Origin of the sequence: Actinoplanes sp. NPDC051513 (assembly GCF_044454685.1) — a bacterium.
In the GTDB taxonomy this organism is placed as follows: domain Bacteria; phylum Actinomycetota; class Actinomycetes; order Mycobacteriales; family Micromonosporaceae; genus Actinoplanes.
Window position 1 is genome coordinate 1 of the sequence record NZ_JBITDW010000017.1, and the last position, 22817, is coordinate 22817.

General features: G+C 68.6%; 22 protein-coding genes and 1 pseudogene. 8 read left to right on the forward strand and 15 right to left on the reverse strand.

Annotated elements, in window-relative coordinates; translation table 11 throughout:
* Window positions 1-322 precede the first annotated feature (322 nt).
* Window positions 323-493: pseudogene (locus tag ACIA5D_RS36355) on the forward strand (IS1380 family transposase); the annotation flags it as partial.
* A gap of 125 nt (window positions 494-618) precedes the next feature.
* On the opposite strand, the gene ACIA5D_RS36360 reads toward ACIA5D_RS36355, so the two are convergent.
* Entirely contained in the window at window positions 619-1776 is a 1158-nt protein-coding gene (locus ACIA5D_RS36360; protein WP_396034973.1) for a hypothetical protein, read from the reverse strand.
* Window positions 1777-1874: 98 nt separating this feature from the next.
* Window positions 1875-2207 (reverse strand): hypothetical protein, encoded by a 333-nt coding sequence (locus tag ACIA5D_RS36365; RefSeq protein WP_396034974.1) that lies wholly within the window; start codon window positions 2205-2207, stop codon window positions 1875-1877.
* Window positions 2208-2417: 210 nt separating this feature from the next.
* Between ACIA5D_RS36365 and ACIA5D_RS36370 the strand changes: the two genes are divergently transcribed.
* The gene (locus tag ACIA5D_RS36370; protein ID WP_396034975.1) at window positions 2418-2582 is read left to right on the forward strand and encodes a hypothetical protein; all 165 of its coding nucleotides are present in this window, start codon (window positions 2418-2420) and stop codon (window positions 2580-2582) included.
* A gap of 3 nt (window positions 2583-2585) precedes the next feature.
* Here the strand turns inward: ACIA5D_RS36370 and ACIA5D_RS36375 are convergent, their stop codons facing one another.
* The 5 genes from ACIA5D_RS36375 to ACIA5D_RS36395 form a co-directional block, all read right to left on the reverse strand.
* Window positions 2586-3062, reverse strand: coding sequence for a DUF4279 domain-containing protein (locus ACIA5D_RS36375; protein ID WP_396034976.1), 477 nt, complete (start codon window positions 3060-3062; stop codon window positions 2586-2588).
* 76 nt (window positions 3063-3138) lie between these two features.
* On the reverse strand, window positions 3139-4128 hold the full coding sequence (locus ACIA5D_RS36380) for a tyrosine-type recombinase/integrase (protein ID WP_396034977.1): 990 nt from the start codon (window positions 4126-4128) through the stop codon (window positions 3139-3141).
* Complete coding sequence (locus tag ACIA5D_RS36385; protein WP_396034978.1) at window positions 4125-5054, reverse strand: tyrosine-type recombinase/integrase; 930 nt, start codon at window positions 5052-5054, stop codon at window positions 4125-4127. The genes ACIA5D_RS36380 and ACIA5D_RS36385 overlap by 4 nt, the downstream gene beginning before the upstream one ends.
* The gene (locus ACIA5D_RS36390) at window positions 5051-6253 is read right to left on the reverse strand and encodes a tyrosine-type recombinase/integrase (RefSeq protein ID WP_396034979.1); all 1203 of its coding nucleotides are present in this window, start codon (window positions 6251-6253) and stop codon (window positions 5051-5053) included. Before ACIA5D_RS36390 ends, ACIA5D_RS36385 begins: the two co-directional genes overlap by 4 nt.
* Before the next feature lie 65 nt (window positions 6254-6318).
* Window positions 6319-7407 carry a hypothetical protein gene (locus ACIA5D_RS36395; protein ID WP_396034980.1) on the reverse strand — a complete coding sequence of 363 codons (1089 nt, stop codon included), beginning with the start codon at window positions 7405-7407 and terminating at the stop codon, window positions 6319-6321.
* A 165-nt stretch (window positions 7408-7572) separates the two neighbouring features.
* Between ACIA5D_RS36395 and ACIA5D_RS36400 the strand changes: the two genes are divergently transcribed.
* Both ACIA5D_RS36400 and ACIA5D_RS36405 read left to right on the forward strand, forming a co-directional pair.
* Window positions 7573-8280 carry a hypothetical protein gene (locus ACIA5D_RS36400; protein ID WP_396034981.1) on the forward strand — a complete coding sequence of 236 codons (708 nt, stop codon included), beginning with the start codon at window positions 7573-7575 and terminating at the stop codon, window positions 8278-8280.
* A 588-nt stretch (window positions 8281-8868) separates the two neighbouring features.
* Window positions 8869-11022: a hypothetical protein gene (locus ACIA5D_RS36405; protein WP_396034983.1), complete on the forward strand. Its 2154-nt coding sequence runs from the start codon at window positions 8869-8871 to the stop codon at window positions 11020-11022.
* Window positions 11023-11382: 360 nt separating this feature from the next.
* On the opposite strand, the gene ACIA5D_RS36410 is transcribed toward ACIA5D_RS36405, so the two are convergent.
* From ACIA5D_RS36410 to ACIA5D_RS36425, 4 genes are all read right to left on the reverse strand, one after another.
* Window positions 11383-11520 (reverse strand): hypothetical protein, encoded by a 138-nt coding sequence (locus tag ACIA5D_RS36410; RefSeq protein ID WP_396034984.1) that lies wholly within the window; start codon window positions 11518-11520, stop codon window positions 11383-11385.
* Between the two features lie 79 nt (window positions 11521-11599).
* Window positions 11600-13852, reverse strand: coding sequence for a hypothetical protein (locus ACIA5D_RS36415; protein WP_396034985.1), 2253 nt, complete (start codon window positions 13850-13852; stop codon window positions 11600-11602).
* 8 nt (window positions 13853-13860) lie between these two features.
* The gene (locus tag ACIA5D_RS36420) at window positions 13861-14886 is read right to left on the reverse strand and encodes a hypothetical protein (RefSeq protein WP_396034986.1); all 1026 of its coding nucleotides are present in this window, start codon (window positions 14884-14886) and stop codon (window positions 13861-13863) included.
* Window positions 14887-15215: 329 nt separating this feature from the next.
* Window positions 15216-15860, reverse strand: coding sequence for a hypothetical protein (locus ACIA5D_RS36425; protein ID WP_396034987.1), 645 nt, complete (start codon window positions 15858-15860; stop codon window positions 15216-15218).
* A gap of 650 nt (window positions 15861-16510) precedes the next feature.
* On the opposite strand from ACIA5D_RS36425, the gene ACIA5D_RS36430 reads away from it, so the two are divergent.
* The 3 genes from ACIA5D_RS36430 to ACIA5D_RS36440 all read left to right on the forward strand — a co-directional run bounded on the left by ACIA5D_RS36430 (window position 16511) and on the right by ACIA5D_RS36440 (window position 17856).
* Entirely contained in the window at window positions 16511-16705 is a 195-nt protein-coding gene (locus ACIA5D_RS36430) for a hypothetical protein (RefSeq protein ID WP_396034989.1), read from the forward strand.
* Between the two features lie 204 nt (window positions 16706-16909).
* Window positions 16910-17320: a hypothetical protein gene (locus tag ACIA5D_RS36435; RefSeq protein ID WP_396034990.1), complete on the forward strand. Its 411-nt coding sequence runs from the start codon at window positions 16910-16912 to the stop codon at window positions 17318-17320.
* Between the two features lie 323 nt (window positions 17321-17643).
* The gene (locus ACIA5D_RS36440) at window positions 17644-17856 is read left to right on the forward strand and encodes a hypothetical protein (protein WP_396034991.1); all 213 of its coding nucleotides are present in this window, start codon (window positions 17644-17646) and stop codon (window positions 17854-17856) included.
* A gap of 23 nt (window positions 17857-17879) precedes the next feature.
* Here the strand turns inward: ACIA5D_RS36440 and ACIA5D_RS36445 are convergent, their stop codons facing one another.
* Window positions 17880-18554 carry a hypothetical protein gene (locus tag ACIA5D_RS36445; protein WP_396034992.1) on the reverse strand — a complete coding sequence of 225 codons (675 nt, stop codon included), beginning with the start codon at window positions 18552-18554 and terminating at the stop codon, window positions 17880-17882.
* A gap of 38 nt (window positions 18555-18592) precedes the next feature.
* On the opposite strand from ACIA5D_RS36445, the gene ACIA5D_RS36450 reads away from it, so the two are divergent.
* Window positions 18593-18829 carry a hypothetical protein gene (locus ACIA5D_RS36450; protein ID WP_396034993.1) on the forward strand — a complete coding sequence of 79 codons (237 nt, stop codon included), beginning with the start codon at window positions 18593-18595 and terminating at the stop codon, window positions 18827-18829.
* A 2-nt stretch (window positions 18830-18831) separates the two neighbouring features.
* Here ACIA5D_RS36450 and ACIA5D_RS36455 read toward each other — a convergent pair whose 3' ends face one another.
* From ACIA5D_RS36455 to ACIA5D_RS36465, 3 genes are read right to left on the reverse strand one after another with little or no spacing between them, the layout of a single operon-like run.
* Window positions 18832-21228 (reverse strand): hypothetical protein, encoded by a 2397-nt coding sequence (locus ACIA5D_RS36455; RefSeq protein WP_396034995.1) that lies wholly within the window; start codon window positions 21226-21228, stop codon window positions 18832-18834.
* A gap of 32 nt (window positions 21229-21260) precedes the next feature.
* Window positions 21261-22415 carry a hypothetical protein gene (locus ACIA5D_RS36460; protein WP_396034997.1) on the reverse strand — a complete coding sequence of 385 codons (1155 nt, stop codon included), beginning with the start codon at window positions 22413-22415 and terminating at the stop codon, window positions 21261-21263.
* Between the two features lie 3 nt (window positions 22416-22418).
* Window positions 22419-22817 carry a hypothetical protein gene (locus ACIA5D_RS36465; RefSeq protein WP_396035000.1) on the reverse strand — a complete coding sequence of 133 codons (399 nt, stop codon included), beginning with the start codon at window positions 22815-22817 and terminating at the stop codon, window positions 22419-22421.

Here is a 22817-nt window from a genome sequence, read left to right on the forward strand (position 1 = left end):
GACCGTCATCCTGGTCGTATCGGCGCTGGCCGTCACCTCGATCGTGTGGGGCACCGAGTGGCCGCACCGCAACGTGATCCGGTTTGTCGCGTGGGTCGCGGTGGCCATCTGCGGGTGGTGGCGCGTGGTGATCCTGTACCGCGTCCAGCACCGTAAGGATCAAGCCGGAGGTTAGGAAGAGAGCTGCACCTTCCCGGCCGGGTTGAACTCCTGCCAGGCCTCGTGGCCGCCGCGCCGGGCGATCCAGCGCTCGACCGCATGGCAGGCGGCTCGCTCGTCGCCGGCGATCCAGGACCCGTTCTCACCCCGACCGGCCCAGGGCTCCCGCGAGTTCGCCATCAACCAGGCCTGGTGTGTTGCGGCCGCGATCGCCGCGGACCTGATCGCGTGGCTGCAAATCCACGCCCTACACGGGGACCTCGCCACAACTGAGCCGAAACGACTGCGCTACCGCCTGCTGCACACCGCCGCGCGCCTGGTCCGCGGGCAGCGGGTGATCGGCGAGGGCGAGCAGCGGGCGATCGCAGCGTGACCGAACCTTCCGGCGCCCTGATCCGCGTCCACAGCAGCCGGATCCACGCTGACAGCAACTCGACCGGCTCGCGTGAGGTGACGGTGTCAGCGGTGCCGGCCGAGTCCGGGTAGTCCGCCGCGGCGGCCACTTATGGTGTCGGTCGGGTCGCCGGGCCTGCGCGGGTCCGCCACGGGCCGGGCCCGGCGCTGATCGGCGGTGATTCGCGCCCACCACCTTCCCAGACGCGGCATGATGCCGGCGTTCTTCAACATCGCCATTCCGGCCATGGCGGCAGCGACACCGGCCCCGATCATCGCCACACCGAACAGCTCGGCGGCGCCTAGCATCCACGGGATCGCGAACAGGGCGAGCGCGACGCCGGCACCAATCATTGCCGCACCGAACAGTGCAACCCTGCCCTGCAGCCACGCCAGCCCGAGCACGGCGACGGCGACACCGAGCCCGGCTATCGGTGCACTGAACAGCACGTCTCCCAGCCGCACCCCGAGCAAGGCGACGGCGACACCGAGCCCGACGGTCGCCACGCCGAACAGCATGGCTCCGCCTTGTGGCTCCGGAGGCCCGAGTCCGGCGAGCGCGACACCAAGCCCGACGGCCGTCGCCCCGATCATTGTGGGCTCCATTCCCGCCAGGTTCGCGAGCCCGAGAGTGGCGAGCAGGGCAGTAGTCCAGGCGAACAACACGCCGATCGGCACCGCCCCATTCCTCAGCCAGACCACCCCGAGTACCGCGGTGCCGACACCTAACCCGACAGCCGTCCCGGCGTACACCGCCGTCCCGACGTCCCCGGCCGGCAGCCATGCCCCCGCGAGCCCAGCGAGCGTGCCACCAAACCCGACGGCCGCGGCACCGCCGAGCAGGGTGGCGGCAGTGTGCAGGGTGGTGGCGAGCAGCACGGTGACGGCCAGCAGCGCGGCAGCGGCCAGGGTGAGCCCGAGCGACCAGGCCCAGGAGAAGACCGAGGCGGCCAACAGGATGCAGGCCGCGGAAAGCATCCACAGCAGGATGCTGGCGGCGCGCTGCAACTTCGAGCCGGGAAAGCGGCGCAGCCAGTCGGCGACGGTGAACACCGCGCCGATGCCGGTCACCGTGGCCAAGGCTCGCAGGCCGTGGTCGTCGCTGAGCAGGTTGACGACGATGCCCACGCTCATCGTGCCGAGGACGAAGCCGGCGATCGTGCCGCGCCAGCCCAGCCGTTCCTTCCGCTGGGCGCCCGGAGCCGGGTCGTCGATGGCGTTCATCGTCCGAGCATGACCTCCGCCGGCGAGCCGGGGAAGCCGACGGGCGTGCCTCCATGAGACCCCGTGTCCAGGCCGCTCCGGCCGGGCAGGTGGCGGCGCTACGCCGCCCGCCTGTGCGCGCGGCCTGAGTCGGCCGTCACGGGCGGGCTCTGCCGGGCGGTGGCCTCGGGCTCGAACCCGCGTGACGCGAGTTCGTACATCGCCGCCAGCCAGCGCATCGCAATCGCCGATGTGTGGATCAGCATGCCGGAGACGATGCCGCCGATCGCGGCGAAGATCGCGCTGCCGGGCGCCTCGTTCACTCCGAGCATCCAGGCGGCGAGCAGGCCGGCCAGGATGGTGATGACAGCGATGGCGTCGTAGAAGGCGCCCGCCTTTCGCGGGTTTTCCGCGCCGTCCAGACGCTCGGTGCGGGGTTTGATGAGCGGCATCTCGCCGAGGCTAGGCCCGAAGGGTTGCAGCGCGACCGGTTCCGGCGGATTTCACCGCCGGCCGCGGTTGAACTACACGTCTGTTCTTTTGGCCAGGATCTTGTCGCTGGCCTGCCCGGATGCCGCCGTTGACCATGTCTGGGACGTCGGGGACCGCGGTGGCCACGTGTCGGCGCCGCCGCCGCGATGGCCGGGCGTGTCCGATATGTCATGGCCGCCAAGCTGGTCAACGGACTGGTCGAGGCCGCCGACGACAAACAACTGACCAAGACCATCGCCCGCTACGGACGCGTCGATCTTCTCTGTATTGGCCTATGCCGAGACCGGAACTATGCCGATGGTTTCCTTGAGGTGGTTGGCCCGATGGCGGTTTGAGGCTCAGTCCTCGGCATAGTCCGGTGTCATGTCGTACTCGTCGACGTCCAAGGCCGCTCCGGTGGCCTGGAGAAAGTCGAGGACGTCGCGGTCGAGATGCCAGCCGAGTGGGTTCGGGCCTTTAGCGGCGGGGTCGCTGCGATCGTGTTGCTGGGCATCCTGGTTGTTGAAGTAGCGCACGACTTCGAGGACGGCGCCATATCCTTCGCCGTCGGTGTTCAAGCGGCTGGCCAGGGCGGCGATCGCCGTGGTGTGCGGCGCGAGTCGTTGCATGATGCGGGCGATCTGCTCGTCAACGCGTAGCCTCGGTTCCCGGCAGACGATCTTCCAGCAGTGAGAGACCGGGATGGCCTTGGGCTCGGTGCGGCGGCTGCCGCGGACGGTGGTCTCGTCGGGTTCGAGGCCCAGGACAGCCGCCATCTCTGTCGCCGGGGTGCTGCGACTGAATAGCGCGAAGTAGGCGTACTGGTTGACGTGCACCGGTGAAGGATAGGAGCCGTCCTGGTCCGCGGGTGCGCATTATTTGTGGCCCGGGCCTCGGAGTCTGTGGTCGCGGTTATAGGCCGTCGAGAAATGCGAGGGTCTTGTCCGTGGGACGGTAACGGCCGGGCCGCGCGGTCAGGGGCGTGGTCAAAGCCAGGGCTCGTTCTTTGGTGGTCATGTCGGCGTGGACGTAGGCGTCGGTGGAGCGGACGCTGGCGTGGCCGAGCCAGAGCGCGATGACGGTGGTGTCGACGCCCGCCTGCAGCAGCGACATCGCGCAGCTGTGCCGCAAGACGTGCGGATGGACGTCCTTGTCGCGCAGTGACGGGCAGCATTCCGTGGCGGTCTTGGTGTGGGTGTTCAGGCGTTGCGCGACGGCGTCGCGGCTGAGGCGTCGCCCGGTGCGGGTGGGAAACAGCGGGTCGGCGGGGCGTCCGGCGCGTTCGGTCATCCAGGACTGCAACAGGGCTTGGACCGGGCGGCCGAGCGGGACGATGCGCTGTTTGCGGCCTTTGCCTTCGCAGCGGACGGCGGCGCCGGCGCCCAGGCTGATGTCGGCGCAGTTGAGGCTGGTGAGTTCGGAGACGCGCAGCCCGGTTTGGATGGCCAAGGCCATCATCGCCTTGTCCCGCCGGCCCTCCCAGCGGTTCGGGTCCGGCGCCGCGAGCAGGGCGTCGACCTCGGCCTCGGTCAGGAACGTGATGATCCGTTTGTCGAACCGCTTGGGCGGGATGTCCAGGACACGCTGGATGAGCAGGGCGTGCTCGGGGTGTTGCAGGGCGGCGTAGGAGAACAGCGACCGGATCGCGGTCAGGCGGACGTTGCGGGTTCTGGTGCTGTTGCCGCGCTCGTCCTCCAGGTGGTTCAGGAACGCGGACACGGTGCCCGCGTCCAGGTCGGTCCAGTCCAGATCGGCGGGAGCGATGTGGGTGCGCTGCTGGACGAAGACGAGCAGCAGCCGCAGCGCGTCGCGGTAGGCGGCAATCGTGCGCGGGCTGGCCTGACGCTGCCGGGCCAGCCGGTCGGTGAAGAACGCTTGCAGCGTGGCCGCGATCAAAGTCATGACCGCGCCGCCTTCCCGATGCCTTCCCGGCGGGCCGCCGCCAGCGCGAGCAGTTCGGGCGCCGCGGACAAATACAAGTAGGTGTGTGCCGGTTCGCGGTGGCCCAGATAAGTCGACAGCGACGGGATCTTGGCCTGGACGTTGTCCCCGGTGCGATACCAGTGCAGCAGAGTCCGGACAGCGAAGGTGTGTCTCAGGTCGTGCAGCCGTGGCGGATGGGGTGCGTCAGCGCCGATGCCGGCAGCGGTCACCAGCTGCCGGAACGTCGACCTGACAACGGCGTAGATCAGCCGCCGACGCGTGCGGGAGATGAAGAACGCGGGATCCTTGGGCCGTGGTGTCGTCCCACGGCGCAGAATGTCGTACTCGCGTAGCGCCCGGATGACGCTGTCGTGCAGCGGGACCAGCCGGGACTTGTCGAACTTGGATTCGCGGATCAGCAAAACGCCTTGCGCCCAGTCGATGTCGGCGCCGTCCAGGCTGATCGCCTCGCCGATGCGCAGGCCGGAGGCGGCCAGCAGCCCGAGCAGGGTGCGGTAGGTCGCGGCCCGCAACGGTGGCTCGATCGCCTCGGCTGCCGCGATCAGCGCGGTGATCTCAGTGTCGGAGTAGAGGAACGGCGGGCGCCAGCGCCGCCGGTAGGGCATCAGTCCCAGCGGTGGGATCTCGGTATCCGGGTCGATGCCGCTCAGATAGCGGGCGAAGCCGCGGACCGCGGTGACCCGGCGCGGGCTGACGGTCGTGACCACCTCGTCCTCACGGAATCGGACCCAGGCCAGCAGGGCCTGGATCGTCACCGTGGACTGGCCGCGGCCGTCCATGAACGCGACGAAGTCGGGAAGCAGCCAGGCCGCCTCCGCCATCTGGTGCCCCAGGGAACGGCGAAGTCGCAGATAGTCCTCAAGGTGCTCGCGCAGCCCGTTCATGCCGCCGCTCCGGGCCAGGGCTGGGCGACCTGCCGCAGCGCGGCGAGGTCGACCTTCGCATAGAGCGCGGTGGTGGCCAGGTCCTGGTGCCGCAGCACCTGACCGATCGCGGTCAGCCCGGCGCCGTGACGCAGCATCTGCTCAGCCAGGGCATGCCGCAGCCGATGCGGTCCCACGCGGGCCAGCCCGGCTCGAAGGCAGGCCCGCTTGACGACGTCGCTGACCAGGTCTGCTCGGATCGGTGCGCGGGGAGCTCGACAGGTCAGGAACAGGTGACGGTCATCGAGCCGGGGCCGGGCGCCGGACAGGTAGGCGACGATGGCCTCACCGACCTCGACCGGCAGCGGGAGCCGGTCCTCGCGCCGGCCCTTGCTCCGGACGGCGATCTCACCACCGCGCCAGTCGATATCGTCGAGCAACAGCCGGGCCACCTCGATCGACCGCAGTCCCAGCCGTGCGACCAGCATCAGGATCGCGTAGTCGCGTACCTCGACCGCGCTGTCGTGTGGGCACCGATCCAGCAGTAGTTGAACGTCGCTCGCCGGCATCATCGGCGGCAGCGAGGCCAGGCGCCAGCCGCCGACCGGTGGCACTGCCGCCCCCAGCATCCTCGCGGTGACACCACTCAGGTGAAGGAACCGCATCAGGGAGCGAAGCTCGGCCACCCGGCCCTTCGCCGAGCCCGACGAAACACGCCCGCACTCGCCCAGCAGAAACGCGTTCAGCTCCGCCCCGGTCAACCGTTGCGGCGCGAACTGACCGCCGGTCATCGCGTACTCGTTCAGGAACCGGCGGGCCGTGTTCTCGTAACGCAGCATTGTGGGCGGCGAAAGGCCACGCTCTTGGAGCATCCAGCGGCGATACCGGCCTAACAAGGCATCCAGCGGCGTCGCCGCGACCTGCGCTGCCTCGGGGGCCACACCCGCCTCGCGCAGTAACGTCAACAGCGGTAACCAGCCCCGGGCTCCGGCCAGCCGTTGACGACCGGATCGTCGCTGGGCCGCCAGGAACGCTGTCAGCCGGTCCTCGCATAGATCGGCGACCTCGAGTTCCTCCCGGCGTAGCCACTGCCCCACCAGGCCGAGGTCCTTGAGCATGTTCCTGACCGTCGACGGCGTATAGCCGAGCTGCGCCAGCCATTCCCGATAACCCTCGACCTGCCCGGCCAGAGCGCCGGCCTTTCGACGGGGAGTCCCCATCATCATCACCCCTCTCGCGGGGAGCGCGTGCTCCCCTCCGATCAGGGCTGTGCCCGTTCATGGAACTATGCCGATACCATCACACCGTCTTTCACCCGATCGGGGCAGCCGGCTCGGCATAGTTCGGGTCTCGGCATAGGTCGATCACGAGCAGGCGGGGCCCGGCGAAGAACGGAGTAGAAGTTGCCGCGGAACGGCACCAGTCCCTGCGCGGTCACCGTGTGCGTTGCCTGCAGCTCGGCCGGGATCGGTGCTGGCGGGCAGGGACGCAGCGGTTCAGCGTCGGCGAGCTCCGCGACGGTGGTGCGTTGCCCGTCACGCATGCGCCGACGTTGATCCAGTCGGACGCAAAGCGCATCGAGGCCGGCCTGAGCGGCCTCGATCGTGGTGTCGTCGGGCAGGGTGCGCCACCAACGTTGCGCGGCGGCGTGGTTCGCTTTCTCCACCACGCCCTTGCGGTTGCCGCGCCGGGGCGGGCAGATGTCCACGCCGACCGCGTAATACTTCGCGACGCCGGCGAACGAGGCGGTCAACCGGCCCGAGGCCGGGAAACAGACGGTCGCCATCCGGTCGAAGCGCCACCGCCGGGTCAGGCCGCCCAACCTGCGGGTGACCGCATCGAGTGCCTCGATCAGGTGCGGCTGGTCCTCCGTCGGCGCCAGCACGCCGCGCCAGCGGCTGGAGTGCGCCAACGCGCCGACCAGCAGGTGAGCATGCTTGCCGACGCCCCATGCCGATGGCGGGTCGGGCAGCTCGACCCAGTCGAACTGGGTCTCCTCGCCGGCGGGATGGGTGATGATCGCGGCGTCGCGTCCGCGAGTGACCTGACACGGCTCGCAGTGCGGGCGCAGACCGTGCTTACGGATCGCCGCCGTCAGGCTCGGATACGAGCCGGTGAAGCCGAGCTGCTGCAACTCGTCGAACAACGTCGACGCCCACAGATGTGGGTCGTCGGCCAGCCGGAGCCGGCAGTAGCCCAGGAACGGGTCGATGACGTCCGGAGCCGTACGCACCCGGACACCCGGAGTGCGTCGCCCGGACAGGTACGCCCGCACGGTCTTGCGATCGACGCCCAGATGCCGGGCAATCGCCGAGATCGTCCACCCCTGAGCACGCAACGCGTGCGCCTCCACATCGGCCTCCAAAGACAGCACCCGCGCCTCCAACCATCCACGGTGATCAACACGGGGATCGGACCAGAGAGCGGAGCAAACGGAGCGCCCAGGGTGGGGAACCTACGTCAGCACAACTGGGGAAATTCGATTAGCGCAGTCAACGGCGTGGTCGGGAGCACCCAGGGCGGAGAGGATTCCGCAGGCGTGCGCGGCACTGCCCAGATCGGCCGGGGCGCCGGTGTCGTCGGCACAGCCCTGACCGGCCCTGGCGTGCTGGGCCTCTCGGACCTGCGCGGCGTCTCCGGCGCGACGCCGGGCGGAATCGGCGTGTTCGGTTACTCGGGCCACTCGACCGGCGTCTACGGGCAATCCGACGGGCCGAACGATTTCAATACGGCCGGCGTGCGGGGCGTGTACGTCTACGGCAACGGCGTCATCGACAGCTCGGCCGAGGGCTGGGCCGGACTGTTCGTCGGCCCGGTCCTCGTCGACGGCGACCTTGTTGTCACCGGGTCGATCGGCACCGCGGCCGCGGGCCGCGTCGTACCGGTGGAGTTGATCGGTCGGGCCGATCTTGTCGACGGCCAGGCAATCGTCTCGTTGGAACCGGACGACGCGGCGCCGTTCGGCACGGACTATCACGTGTTCTTGAGGCCTGAAGCTGACTGCACCGGCTTGTACGTGAGTACTCGTGGCGAGGACGCTTTCGAGGTGCGCGAGTTGCGGCGTGGCCGTTCAAACGTGCCGTTCAGCTATCGGGTGGTAGCCCCGGGTGGCGACGGGTCTGCGCGGCGTGTCATACCACCGACCGCGCGGAATGTCGCCGCCGAGGCGCAGTCACCGGACCCGGCCGAGGGCGTAGGAGCCGCTCTAGCGGAACTGCTCAGGCAGCGCGGTGTGGGTCTGGGCTGAGCGACGTCGGCGAAGAACGGGTCGAAGCCGATGTGCAAGCAGATAGGGGCTTGGCCGTGGCAAATGCGCGGGCCCTTCCGCGCAAGACGACCGGTCTGCGCCGGCTCAGGTTGAACGTTCGGACGTGGCGGCTACGGCAACGTTAGGACGGCGCGGTCATCGCTCAGGTCGAGTTCAAGCTCCAGACCCGTGCTCAAGATGGCGTCGAGGTCGGCCTGATCTTGCGGCGCGACGGTCGCCACTTCGGCCTCGCCAGCGTAGATGCACTGCGGGGCGGGGACAGGTTCGCTCCGCTCCGGCTCCAGGCCTAGCGGGCGGCGCCCACCCGGCCGGGCAGGTCGAGACGAATCTGGCCGCTCTCGAGCAGTGCGTCGGCACCACAGTTCCGACGCGGGCTCCTAACAAATGTCGACGCGGATGAACGGAGACAGTTGGCGACCGCAGTGTCTTAACGCAGGTCCGGGTACCGCTGCCTACCTTGAGCTACTCCAGCGAACCTGGTCACATTGCCTGCTCGATGGCCTCATACGCGACTCCCCTCCTGACGATTGCCTGAGCACACGTTCGTACCGCTTGGAAGCAGGACACATGAAGGCACGTGAAGCGGCCCTAGCAGCAGCCATGATCTCGACTGGGCTCGCTGGTGCGGCGTGGCTTCCCGCATCGGCCGCTGCCGCGGTGCCGGCGGCCGCGAACGGCCAGGCCTGCACGGTCATCGGCACAAACGGCAACGATCGGCTTCGCGCGACCCACGCCCGCGAGGTGGTGTGCGGGCTTGGCGGCAATGACACGCTCATCGGCGGCTCAGGCAAGGACGTCCTCGATGGCGGACCCGGGACAGACACGGTCTCTGGCGGCCCAGGCACCGATATCCTGTACGGCGGATCAGGCAACGACAAACTTGCCGGCGGCGCCGGGAACGACGTCGTGGACGGCGGGGCAGGCAACGACCGGCTCGATGGCGGCGCCGGCAACGACACGCTCAAGGGCGGAGCGGGCAATGACAGCCTCAACGGCGGGCCCGGCAACGACCGGATCAATGGTGGCGCCGGCATCGATAAGGTCACGGGTGGCGGAGGCACGGACGTCTGCGACGCGAAGACCTGCCAGCCGGCGTCACCTGCGAAGCCCGCGCCGGCAGTGAAACCGACACCCACCATCACCGTCTCCCCGTCAGCACCGAGTTTGCACCCGACGGCCCCGCCCGCGCCGGGGACTCCGGCGGCTCCCACCATGCCGCAAATGCCTCCCACGCCAACACCACCTGCCACACCGACACCGCTGGAACCCACGTCGCCGATCGCAACTCCGGCGCCTGCACAACCATCGGCTCCCAGCGAAACGGTCCTCCCCAGCGTGCCGTCAGCCCCCTCGGCGCCGGTGCCTGACGACGCCTCTGTGCCGGCGACTGACGCTCCGACCCCCACACCGTCTGGCCCCACGGAGGCAACCCCTACTCCCTCGCCGTCAGCCAGCCCGTCGCCCTCGACGGACCAATGCTCGAATGGCGGAAGCGGCCCCTTGGCGGACTCGTCCACCGACAGCGCGGCGCCCTCCATCGACTTCACCAGCTTGGCCTGGTCCGGGTCATCGCTGATCGACAACAGCACCGACTCGGTCATCCGCGCCAGGGCACACGTCACCGACGACCGCAGCGGCCTGATGTACGTGATGATGAAACTGCGCAGCCCGGACCCGTCCGCGCCGCCGCTATCGGTCGGCTGGCACGCCGCGAACGCGATCACCGGATGCCTCGCCGACGGGATCTTCGAAATGCAGGCGACCGTGCCGGCACATTCGGCAGTCGGTGACTGGACGCTGCAAGAGGTGTACCTGCAAGATCGAACCTTCCGGTACACCCGCTACACCGTTGCCCCGGACGGCAGTTACACGACGATGGACACCGTCCGCGGCGCGACTACCGAGACCGGCGTGATCGCGCTGGAACCCCTCGTCGTCACCGGAGTCTCCGACAACGACGCCCCGGTCGTCGACGTCACCCGCGCTGCCTGGCTAACCGGCACGATGCTGGACAACACCGCTGATCAGCCGATCACGCTGCAACTTCCGGCAATCGACGACCTCGGCGGTGTCGCCAGCCTGAGCGTCACCCTGACGAACCAGGATCCGGACGACCCGTCCATCGTTCTGCAGGCCGTTCGCCCCGCCTCCGGGACAACAATCGACGGTATCTGGCAGGCGACCGCCGTCCTGCCGGCCTGTCTGCCTGCCGGCACATGGACGGTTGCCAGCATCGAAGCGACCGACCGGGTCGGCCACCACCGCACCCTGCTCCCCGGCGGCGGAACCTGGATTCCGGCACTGACTGTGACAGGCTCCTCGGACCAGCAGCCACCCTCCGTTGACATGACCTACGGCGAATACGTCGGTGACACCACGGCGGACAACAGCAGCAACCGGACGGTGCGGCTGCGGCTGCGCGCCTCCGACGACCTCAGCGGGGTGGCCAACGTATGGGCCGACTACCGCACCATCGGCGCGCAAAGCCGTCTCGACCCGCAGTCGCTGCCGGCTGCGGACGGCACGTGGGAATTGGTCGGGTCGCTGCCCAAGGGGACAACTCCGGGCACCTGGCGGGTGACCGGCATCTACGTCACAGACAAGATCGGCAGGCAGCGGGTGTACTACATCCAGGCCGATGGCAGCTACACCACGAATGACAGGAGCCTGTCCGGGTACTCCAACCTTCCGACGTTCACTCTTTCGGAAACGGCGAGCTGACCATGCCACCTGGACCCGCCCAGTAGCAGTCGCCGGCGGAGGCACGGCCGCCGGCGCCCAGCCTTGGACTTGGTGGTCGGCCGAACGCACACCCGAGACCGTACGGCGGGGGTCGGACAGTTTTATCACCCCTTCGCCAGTTGGAGTCCACATGGATTCGGTCGTGTTCCCCACACTGCCCACCCACCTGCTCAAGCCCTCGCTGGCCGGTGTGCTCGGCCTCGCCCTGACAGTGCTGCCGCTGCTGGTCGCGGTGCTGCATTGCCTCACTGCGCGGCGTTTAAGAAAGGCCTGGTTCTGGTCGTTCCTGCCGCCGTCGAGGCGTTCCTGGAGGCGTGGAATGGAAGTCCGGCCACGGCATCAGAGCCCCGACTCCGCGCCGACGGCGTGTCGCTCGCCCGCATGCCGATCCAGCATGCCCAGCACGCCCAGCACGCCCAGCACGCCCAGCACGCCCAGCACGCCCAGCACCGAAAGATGGCTCCGAGCTAGCGACATTGATCAAGGAGGAGCCTCGATCTGGCCGAAAGGCACCCCTCTCATCGGGGCAGACGACTGCGGCACCGCACGCTGGGATTCAGCCGCCCAGTCCGCGCAGCCAGCGCTCGGCCCGCGGCCGGCCCTGGCTCCACTCTTTGAGCCACTTATCGAGGTAAGGATTCTCGGTGGCCAGTGCCGCGTAGAGGTCGACGGCCAAGCGCTGAGCCAGCGGGGAAGCCAGCTCGCCGGTCACTTTGCGGCGACCGACGAGGCCAGGCCCGACCAGCCACACCGCCACGTAGGTCATGGCCGCGAAGCCAGCCGGCCAATTATGGTGTCGGCGGATCCCGCGCAGACCACCCCGGAGGGCCAGCTCGGCGATCCGCTCGGAGCCGCCCTCCAGCACTGGATTCATGGCGTGCACGATAGCCGCCACATCCGCTGGTGTATCGACCGTGGCGACCATGTCGTGCAAGGCGAAACTGCCGGCGAGTTCCCGATAGTCCCGGGGTACCTGGCTCACGCAACGAGCGACTTCCAGCGTGTGGGATGGCCAATTGACGACGACCCGACCGGTATTCAGCATGCGCAAGTACTCGTGCCAGTAACCATCTGCCGTTCCCAACTCGGCCCGGCAGACCTCGGCGAGCGAGCACCACTGCGCGCTCGGGTCGGCGAATTCATAAATCAGGCGGCGCCGGATGACCTCGTCACGCAACGACGACCAGCCGGCGGGGGCAGGCCGGCGCAGGCAGGGTGCGACGGCTGCAGCCACTCGCCAGGCGTGGCCGTCACCGAACTGAGACGCAAGCCGCGCTGCCAGATCGATCCACACCTCGGCCCGCGTGGCTTGAACCCAGACCGACAACAGCGCCAGTGCCTGTCCCTTCGGCAGCGAATCGAGCAACAGTTCCAAGCAGGATGTCGGTGCGGTGTCGCCTACCTCGCGCGCGAAGGCCGTTCTCCCGTGCACCGCTTGTGCTGCTTCCCCAGGGTCGACCTGCCCGGTCGTCAGGGCCTCCACCAGCAGGCGCGACCACAGGTTGGCTGCGATCGAACGGTTCCCGGCGAGCGTGAGCACGCTCGCCGCGCCGGCCCGCACGACGGCGTTTTCCAAAGTCTTCGATGCCTGAGTCGACGGATCGCGCCACACATCCGGGAGCACCTCGGCAGGCAAGCGCTCGATCCGAGAGCCATCCTCGAGTGCCAGCCGGACGAGTTCCTTAACCAGGGCTTTCGCACCTGGAGCAGACACGGCGCGGATCGTTTCGGCTGCCACGGCGAGCCCGTGCTTGGCCGTTGCAACGCGTGCGGTGAGCTCGCCAAGTGAACTCCAAGTTTCCGGCTCGAGGGAGCGCCCTACGATCCGCATTGCGGCAACGACCTCCACGTGGCCCGCGCCGAGTGCCCGGGCGACCACCGTGCGGACGCGCAGATCGTCCAGGAGGTCGGCTGCCGTGCCGGGGTGCTGCAGGCCGGGCAACACGTCGGCCACGGTCAGGACGGTTCCGGCCCGCACGACAAGGTAGCTTGAGCACACGCGGAGGAAGTCGCCAGTATGGCTAGCCGCCTGCCATGCGGCACTGACGTACGCGCGTGAACGACTCTCTTCCGCCATGGTCAGCCGCGCGACGTCGCGGTGCCCAGACAGTTCCGAGGCGCCGCCCAGCGCATCGATGGTAATCGCAAGCGGATCCGCCTCCGGCGGCTGGACCGCCGTCAGCCCGTAGAGGGATCGAGTTTCCGATGGCTCGTATGTCGACACACTGAGGTGGTCAAGGGCGCCGGGTAGCAACGCGGCAACCCGGCGCAGGGCTGCGCAGAAGACTGTTGAATCCATCGCCAGTTGCACCGGCCGCCCCTTGTGCGCCAGCACGGCGGTCAGTACCGCTTCCGCGGCATCGATCTGAGTGTTGGTCATCGCCTCGTGGCCGAAGTCATCGAGGGTCACGGTCGGCATCCATTCGTCGGCGTCAGGCGGCCGCGGCTCGCCGGACCACCAGGCCGCGGACCCGGCGGTGCCGAGCAGGTGCCCGGCCGGCAGCCTTTCGGGACGGTCGACGAGCACATGGGCGGCGAAGACTCCGGGTCGACCGAAGGCGTCGGTGCCGCAGTAGACGCGGCGGAACGCGAAGCGCATGCCGCGGATATCGCGCCAGCCGAACGAGACTGGTGCGGTCGCCGGATCTCGCCACAGGGGAGAATAGATGAACTCGGTGCACAGGCTCCGTGCCAGCTGGAAAGCCCGGGGAAGGTTGTGAAACAGGTGTTCGCTCGCGGCAACCACCTGCCACATGCCCCGGCCCTCAAGGCCGCGGTCGGCCCAGGTGAAGACGAGCTGCTCGGCCATGCCGGCACCTAGGCCAACGCGTTGGAGAGCCGCCACAACACGAGCGCCAGAGGATCGAGCACCCCGCGGGGAGTCGGCCTGATCGGGCCCTCGGTTGCCGGCCTGCCACCCAAGGCGGAGACGACATAGAAGCTTGCATTGCCGAAAGACTCAGCCACCCGAACCAGGCGATCTTGGCCCATCCTGATCAGCAATTCGTGCGTGGCGGCACTGCTCCGTTGCAGTTCGCACAGCCATTCCTCCTCAGTGCTCTGGCTATGTCGGGGCCGGAGACCGAGGAGTTGAGCATCCGGCGGCAGGAACGGCTCGAGCAGGTCAGCCTTGGAGACGACCACCGCGACGGGCACCGGTCGCCGCCCAGGCTCGAATTCGAGCTCGCGCAATGTCGCCGACAGCAAGTCCCGCTGATGGATCGTGCGGCCCTGGATGTGCTCGCCGTAATGGGCCCGAATCGGGTCGAACTCGAGCGGGTCGACGAGGAAGATCACAGCGGAGGATCGCCGGAGGAAATTCGCATCTTGAGCTCGTTTCGCGAAGTTCATCAGCGTCTCGCCAGCGATGTCGTGAGTCATCACCAGCATCGGCCGGCCGCCGTCGATGCGGGCGCGAAAATTCAGTGACTTCTGGTGAGCTGCGTCCCTCTGAGGAGTCGGAATGAGCAGCCGATTGTCGCGGTACACCTCGCTGTAGTAGTCGGTGTAGAACCTTTGGGCCGTCTCATCGTCCGGCTCGAATTCCAGGAAGCCCGCGACGTCAAGCCCTGAACCGTTCATGGCTTCGGTCAATGCTGTAGCCAGGTAGTACGTTTTGCCGGCGGCGTTCAGTCCGACCACGGACAGGATGTGCGCCTGCCGGTCGTCAAGATCCGGCGGGAGTTCCTGGTTGCAATCCCCGACGGAGCAGGCGCGCCGCGCCATATGCCGGGCAGGGAAATCGGTAAGCGCCTTGAGGGCTGTTCCTGGTCGTTTGCGGAAGGTAGCGAGCTGAACCACTGTCCTCGCCGGGCAGGCCCGGGCGGCTTCGGCGGCTTCCACGACCAGAGCGGAGCCGCCTTCGATCCGTCCCGCGACGCCTGCCCAGGCACCGGTGCTCGGTGCGCCCCGAGATCCCCGGTCGGCCCGCCGAGGGGGTCGACGTCTGAGAGGCTCGGTACGTCCGACAGGCCCGCAAGCCGGGCCCCCGTCTCAGCGCCTCGGTGCGCGATCTGGGCGGGCGGTGAAACCAGACCGGTACCGAGCGGAAACGCGTTTTTTGGGTAAATCGAACAGTGGTTCAAGACGATCGTGCGTCCACAGTACGGGCACACGCGTCGTACCAAACTTCCCATTTCCCTCGGCTCCTGCCTTGATCAAGGTGCGCGCCGTCACTGCGACTCGGAGAACGGATCCCGGCGCTGCCGAATGGGCGGAGCGCCAGTCGGGGACGCATGCGAGGCAACGGCAGCCGATGTCTGCCGGCCGCCGCCTCCCAGGAGCACGCGGATCTGGGTTCTGCGGTTGCCGCCACGCTTCAGGTCGGGGTCGAACGTGAAGATGATGGTGAGGATGACCCCGACCACGAACGAGACGTTCGGCAGAGCCGCCGCGCCGAGAATGACGCCCTTCGTCTGCGTGGCCTGTGCGTAGATGGCGACGAACGCCGTCGAGGCCAGCATGCCGATGAAGCCGAGCATTCGGGCACCGATCCGGGTGCTCCGCCGGTAGGTCCGCACCAGGAACCAGCCCAGGCCGATGCCGCCGATCGCCGGGACGGCCGACGCGGCGAACGCTGCGGCGGCGCTGGGGCCTGCCCCGTTAACCATCGAGTTCACGATGAAGGCCGCGTAACTCACGCCGAACACCTGCGCACCGACGGCGACAAGCGCCCCAACGGCAAGGCCAGCGATGCGCAGCACTCGCTCACGCCGATCGGGGTCGGCGATGGCATCCGCAACGATCGCGACGATGAAGGAGCCCATTGACCCGATCAGAAGGACGTGCAGGATGATGTTGGAAATGAGGGTAGTCATCTCGGTCCCTTTCTCATGCAACGTCGTTCACCACGCGCAGACGAATCAGACGGACCGAGCGGCTCCGCACCCGGCGATGCATAGTGCGGTGGCAGGCGCGGTTCTGACAATCCGCCGTTGCGCGTTCGGAAGATCTCAGCGCACGATTCACCCGGACGAGTTAAACCGTTTGTAGTGAACGGAAGGAGCTCGCTGAAGGTCGCGGGATCCTGGCCCGGGACAGAAACTGCCCATGCCACCGCAGCGGGCGGAAGCCGAAGGCGATGCGCACCGCTCCCCAGCCAGTCCGGATTGTCGGCGGTCTTGTGAATAGTTGATGACGCACCACCCATCGCTCGAGGTGTCTGGTCTTGCCGAGCGTAGGAACCACCCGGTGATGGCATGCACGGCCGAACGGTCGTTGACCGAGGCCGACCGGCCGTGGCGGCGCGCCGAGCAGATGGGACGGTCAGCCTGGCCGGCGCTTGAAGTCCGCCATGGAAGCCGTCGTGTTCCGCGCCCGCTCACGTATGTGAATGCGCTGGTGCGCGGTCGGCCCGCTGCGTCTAAACGGCCACGTCTACTGCCGATCGCCGCTTCGTTGATACGGTCGAGCTGGTAGGCGTTCCGCCAGGGCCCGATCCTGCTGCTGCTTGCCGCGATCAAGACCTATGTGGAGTCGTGGATCGGGCAAGGTCGAATCGGGTGAGGCCTTCGACTTCCTGCGCACCGCCTACACGGTGCTCATCAACTTCGGGGTCGCCGTCACGTTCTACTTCGGCATCCTGCGAGGCACCGACATCCAGCAGGCGTCGATCCGGGCCGGCGTCAAGCCGAAGACCATCGACGGCCAGACCGTCGGCTAGCAGGCTGCATTTGCCCATCAAGAAGGCTGGCCTGCGAAACGCGTCCGATGACCGGCGAAACGGCCCTGGCCATCAAGGAAACCGGCCGCGTGCCGAAGACTTGAGCGAAAGACTTCAGCACGACACAGCGCCGCGATCTCCCTGGCTTCGGCCTCGGAGGTCGCGGCGCTTTCGCAGTTTGCCGAGCAGCCCTACCTTGACGCCATGGATCAGGCCGACAAGGACAAGCTCGAGAAGGAGCTTGCCGACGTTGAAAACGAACTGTGGACCGCCGCCGACATGCACTCGACGTGGACGGCCAACGTCGGACCGGTACGGGTCACCCGAGTTCTGACGTCGATGAGCTGGTTCCGCATGATCCTCACGGTCAGCGGTGCGGCGTTTCTCGCCGGCATCCCCCTCACGTTGGTCGACAAGACGCAAGAGCTCGGCGTGGCCCTGGTAGTCGGAGCGATCTTCGCCGGGGTGTCGTTCCTGAGTCAGGTTTGGACCGTGCAGACGCAAAGGGAAGAGGCCAACTACGACAAGCTGTTCGGCGATGAGGACCGCCAGAAGATCCGCCGACTTCTCGATGCGCGAAAGCGCCTACGCAAGGAGCTCGGCCGCGACGACTGATCTACTCCCAGCCCGCCTGCCGGAACAGGTCGGTCAGCTTGTCCCGGAACGCGATCGCGTCCTCCGGCGACAACTGCACCGTCACGGACGCCATGTGGGCGACCCCGATGCCCAACCATTCCGGGCCGCCGTCCGCCTGCGTGAACCATGCGAATGCTTCCCCGTGCCCGCGATAGCGGGCCGCGGCCCGACCCTCACCTCGTTGGAGCGGTGCAGTCGGGGGAACTGCTCGTGGTCGCCGCGTCGGCACCAGTCGGGCTCGTTGCGGGGCCGGGTCACTTGAAGCCCTTGGAAGTATCGGAGAGCTTCAATAGGGTCACGCTATGCCGTTCTCCAAAGGTGACCTCATCGTCTTGACCCGGGTCGTCGAGGGCCAGCCCATCGGCGCGCCGGGACGTGTCATCCGCGTCAACGTTCCCTGGGGCGGGCTCTCTGCGGCCAAATATACCGTGTTGCTCGACAACGGCGTCGCCATCGAAGGACTCAAAGAGGACGACCTGTTCCTCGACGAAGAAAACGGCGACGACGACGACTGACGGTCTCGCGGTTGCATTGCCAGTCATCGCCCCCGCCACCTTCGCCGCGCGATCCGGAACCGTCTGCTCGACCGCTTGTCGAGTGCGGGGAAGCCAAGCCAACCCCACACGGTCAGTGAGTAGCAGCCGACCAATGCCTGCCACCAGGCGCCGCCGTGCAGCAGCCCGGTCCGGGCCAAGACGACCAGACTGGCGATCCACAGGACCAGGCCGACAATGGCGAGCGCGAGGAGATTCTTCTGCCACGGACGCCATCGACGGCGCGCCGCGGAGCGGGCCCGTGACGTTGGCGCGGGCGACACGACTGCAACGCGGTCAGCGGGATGCTCCCAACGGGGCGTGTCGGCTTTCGTCGCGTCCCTGGCCCGGCGCTGCCGGATCGCGGCCGGCGGCGGGATCCGGTGCGGGTTGCCCCGGTTCCACTCCACGTTGTAGAGCGGCAGCTCCGTCTCGATTGCGAACCGTTCCGCCTCGAGGACCGCACCCTTGCCGGCGAACACCCGGTCGTCGATCTCCCAGCCGATGATGGTGTCCGCCCACGGCTGGTCCAGCAGATGCTCGAGGAGCCGGGTCATGGGTTGCCGGACCGTCTCCCCCACATAGCCGAGCACCCGCTCGCCGGACTCCGGATGCCGCACCCAGAACCGGTACAGGCGGCAGTCCCGCACATCCGCGTGGGGCGGCAGCGTCGCGGTCACGACTGGACCATCCGCAGTCGATCGGTCACGATGGGCGCATGAAGGTCACGCTCTTCGACGTCGACCAGCCCGACCGGGCCGTCGACGGCAAGTACGTCATCGACACCAGCCTCGGCGCCCCGGCCGTCGGCGACGAACTGTGCCTGCGGGAACGCGACTACAACACCGACCGGTTCTACGTCGCGGGGATCGTCCGGCGCCGCCGCTGGCTGTACAGCGACAACAAACCCGAGCTCCCCGAGCTGCACCTGTGGATCCAGCAGCAGAAGCGCTGACGTCACGCCGGCACCTCGATCGGAAGCTGGCCCTGCCGCGGAACGCCCGGCACCTCGAACACGCCGTTCTCGACCCGCCGTAGCTCGCCCGCGGCGACCAGGTCGGACAGTTTCGCCGTCACCGTCGTCTCCGCGACCTGACCGGCGACCCGGGCCACCACGGCCCGCTTCTCCACCCGCCCCGTCTCGGCAGCCAACTCGCGGCACGCGGCCAGCACCTTGCCCCGCGCATTGTCCGGCCGGCCCGCCGGTGCAGACCCGGACGTCGGCGGGCCGTTCGGATCCCAGTCCGCGGCAGCCTGCTCGATCAGCCCGGCCGCCCGGCCACCCGGCAGCAGATCCTCGGTGCGGCGGCCCTGCGACAGCAGCTTCCTCGCCCGTTCCCTCCGATCCCCCCACAACACACCCGACTCCAGCTGCGCTTCCGGGCTGAACCGGCCCGGGCAGACGGATGGGTCGCCGTCCGGGTCGACGAGCCACGGCTCCAGTTTCTCGCCGGTGAAGTCGGCCCGCCCGTACACGTCGCGGCCGTTCATGCCCTGCACGAACATCAGCCCGGCGGTGGTTTCCCCCGCCGCGCACGTGTTCTTGCCCCACGCCAGCGGTAGCAACGTCGGATCGACCGGCACGTCTCCGTCGACCGCGGATCGGCCGGCCACATCCGTCATCGCCCGGAAGATCAGCGTTTGGCCGGCCTTCAACTGCTCCTTGATGTAGGTGGAGCCGCCCAGGTTGTAGGCGGCCGGGATCTGCGTGATCAGCCGCATCTTGATGCCGCACTTGCGGCCCTGCCCGACCAGCTTCTCCACCAGGGCGAGAATGTCCGGGTCCTCGATGTACGACTGGACCTCGTCCAAGGTGACCACCAGCAGCGGCATCGCCGTGGTCGCGAACCAGGTTTTGATGTTGTTGTGGGACAGTTCGTCGTTGCGGCGGTACATCTCCTTCACCGCCGCCAGCAACATCAGCTTGATCTCGGTCAGGTCCCGGGCGAACCAGTCAACCTGGTCCTTCAACGCCCCGTACGACTGGCCGCCCTGCGGGTCACCCACCCAGTCCAGGACCAGGCCGTTCGAGTGCAGCGAGGCGAGCAGCAGCTGCGCGACCAGCTCGCTCTTCCCGGACCCGGTGCACCCTGAGATCAGGTCGTGGGCGGCGCCGGTCTTCGTCCACCACTGGTAGATGATCGGCTGCCCGTCGTCGAACCGGCCGATCACCGACGTGCCACGCTTCCAGTCGGACGCGGCCGGGCCGACCCACATGCGGGTTTCGGCGAGCACATTGTCCGGTTGCACCCGCACCCAGCCGATCGACAGATCCGACTCGTCGGCGGAGAAACTCACATCCGCGTAGGTGCATTTGTAGGCGGCGGCGATCCGGCCCAGCAGCGCCGGCCGCGGCTCCCGCATGTTGATGGTGCCTTCGACCTTCGCCACGACCTTCGCCGACCAGTTCGGCAACTGGCTGCGATCGGTGGCGGCGACCTCGCAGGCCGGTAGCCGCTGGAAGTCGACGAGTTCGGTCCCGGCGAGCGGCCCACCGGCGCAGCCGATGATGGACGCCCAGGTGGTGAGAGCGCGCAGCCGGACCGGATCCGGGGCCTGCACCGGTGCGGCGCCGGCCACGGCGGCGGGGGTGTGCACGGTGACCTGCCCGCGGGCCCGGCGCTGCTCGGCGTTCTGCCACCACAGCCGCGACGCGAACGCCCAGCGCAGCATGCCCGCCCCGGCGATCAGCACCCCCGGCAGGTGGGTGATGTCGGTGCCGGCGAGGGCGGCCAGCCACAGCCCGGTCTCCCCCGCGTACCAGGCGTACCGGCGGGCCTCGCCCTTCAACGCGAGGACCCGGCGGCCGATCTTCTGGCCCTTCTCGATCCGGCCCCGCTTCACCGCCCGGGCCGTCAGCGTCCGCTTCGCGATCACGTACGTTCCCGCGGCCAACACCGGCGTCGCACCGGCCGTCTCCAACGCGCCGACACCACCGAGATGCGCGGCCACATCGAACACGCCGGCGGCGGCCGGGGCCAGCCACGGGGCGGCGGACCGGCCGTGCATTCGCAACGCATCCCGGATCGTCTGCTCGAGCGCGGACGGCCCGGACCGCTGCGGCTCCAGTTCCTTGCCGTGCCGCGGGCAGAACAGCCGGTCGGCGTCCGGCAGCAGCCACTCCTTCGTCCCGCAGCGTTCCTTCCCGCCGCCGTTGAGATTCCGGAACTGCGGGCACTGGTGCAGCAGGTGCGGGGTGCGGCGCTCGTTCTCGTCGACCGGAACCGGTGTGGGCGAGCGCTGCGGGATGCCCTTGTCGTCGAGGTAGACCTTCGCCATCTTCGCCGCCCCGGTAGGCGGTTTGCTGATGGTGGGCGGCGCCGGCTGGCGCGGGGCAGTCGTCGGCGCTGCCATCGTTCACATCCCTTCGTGGTGTCGTACCTGGGTCAGCTGTTGCGCTTGTCGAACTCGCGTCGGGTGGCCTGCAGCAGCGGGCCGACCTCGGCCGCGCAGGAACTCGCGGCGCGTTCCGCGGCCGCGGCGGCCTCGGCGGCCTGCGCCATCCGGGTCACCACCGCGGACGCGCCCGCGAACTGGACAATGCTCAGGGTCTGCTCGCCGAGGGAGTTGATGCGGCCGCGGGCGCTGCGGATCGCGGCAAGGTAGGCGGCGGTCGCGGCTTCGAGCTGGCGGCGGATCGCTTCGGCTTCCTGCGCGCCGGAGATGACACCGGTGACGGCGATACCTCGGGTGGTGACGGCCTGGGTCATGGCGGGGTTCCTTTCGGTCGGGGCGGCCGGCAGGGCCATGCCGGCGCCGGCTGGGGTGTGCGTGTCTGCGGCCGGCGCGCCGACAGTTGCGGACACTTTCACCGGCTGCGCTGGGGTGTCGGGGCGTTGGCGTTGTTCGGCGGCGCAGTGCGGGCATCGGGTGGGGTCTTGACTGCAGTTGCCGAACAGTTCGTGTTTGAGGGCTTCGGCCTCGGCCGGCCCGATGGCGATGGGCGGTAGGTCGCTGATGGGGTCCTCCTTGGGCGGGCCGGACGGGGCGGGGTCGCCGAGCGTCGACGGGACCTGCACCGGATCGCTGGCGGCCGGGTCCGGGTGCGGGTTCCCGGGCCCGTCGCCGTGCGGTGGCCGGTCGGGGCCGGCGTCGTCGGTGTCCGGCCAGGTGGATCCGGCGGGGTCCGGCGGGTCCGGCGGACTGCCGTCTGCGGCTGTGCCGCCGGGGTTGCGGTGGCGCCATTTCGCGGCCTGCCCGTCGACCATCTCGTCCAGCCGCCGGCCGACCTTCTCGCCCAGCCGGGTCCACCAACCGCGCCCGTCCGTGACGGCCGCCGCCTCGGTCCGGGCCCGGCATTTCTGCCGGTCCTCGTCCAGGTCGAGCCAGAAGTCCCGCCACGCGTTGCCCCAGTACTGACGAAACGCGCCTCCCGTGGCCGGGTCGATACCGGCGTCGACGAGCCGGTCACGGCGGGCTTTGGCGGCCGGGGATTCCTCGCCCTGTTGGGCGTACCGCCACTCCTGGGCGGCTTCCCCGGCAAGCTGCGGGATGTGCTTCACCACCCAGTAGGCGAGCACGCAGCAGACGAGGAACTCCACGGTCTACTTGCCCATCTGCGACAGCTGGTTGGTGACCTCCCGGCCACCGTCCTGGATCTGCTGCCCAGCCTGGTCGATGTTCGCGGCGCCCATGACGATCGCGAAGCCGAGCGCGAACGCTGCCCAGAAGGCGGGCTTGTCGGGTTTCTTGTCGATGAACCAGTCCACGGCGATGATGCATGCGCAGACGATCAGCCCGGCAACGCCGAGCCCGCCGAGCCAGGCCGCGGACTGCATCCAGTCGCCGACGAACGTGGCGAGGAAAGCAAGTCCGGCGAGGAACGCCATCACCACGGCGACGTTCTTCGCGGACTTCTTCGACGACTTGTGGGTGCGGTGCGCGGCGAACAGCACCGCGGCCGCAATCAGCAGGAGCCCGAACCGGGCGCCGATACCGAACAT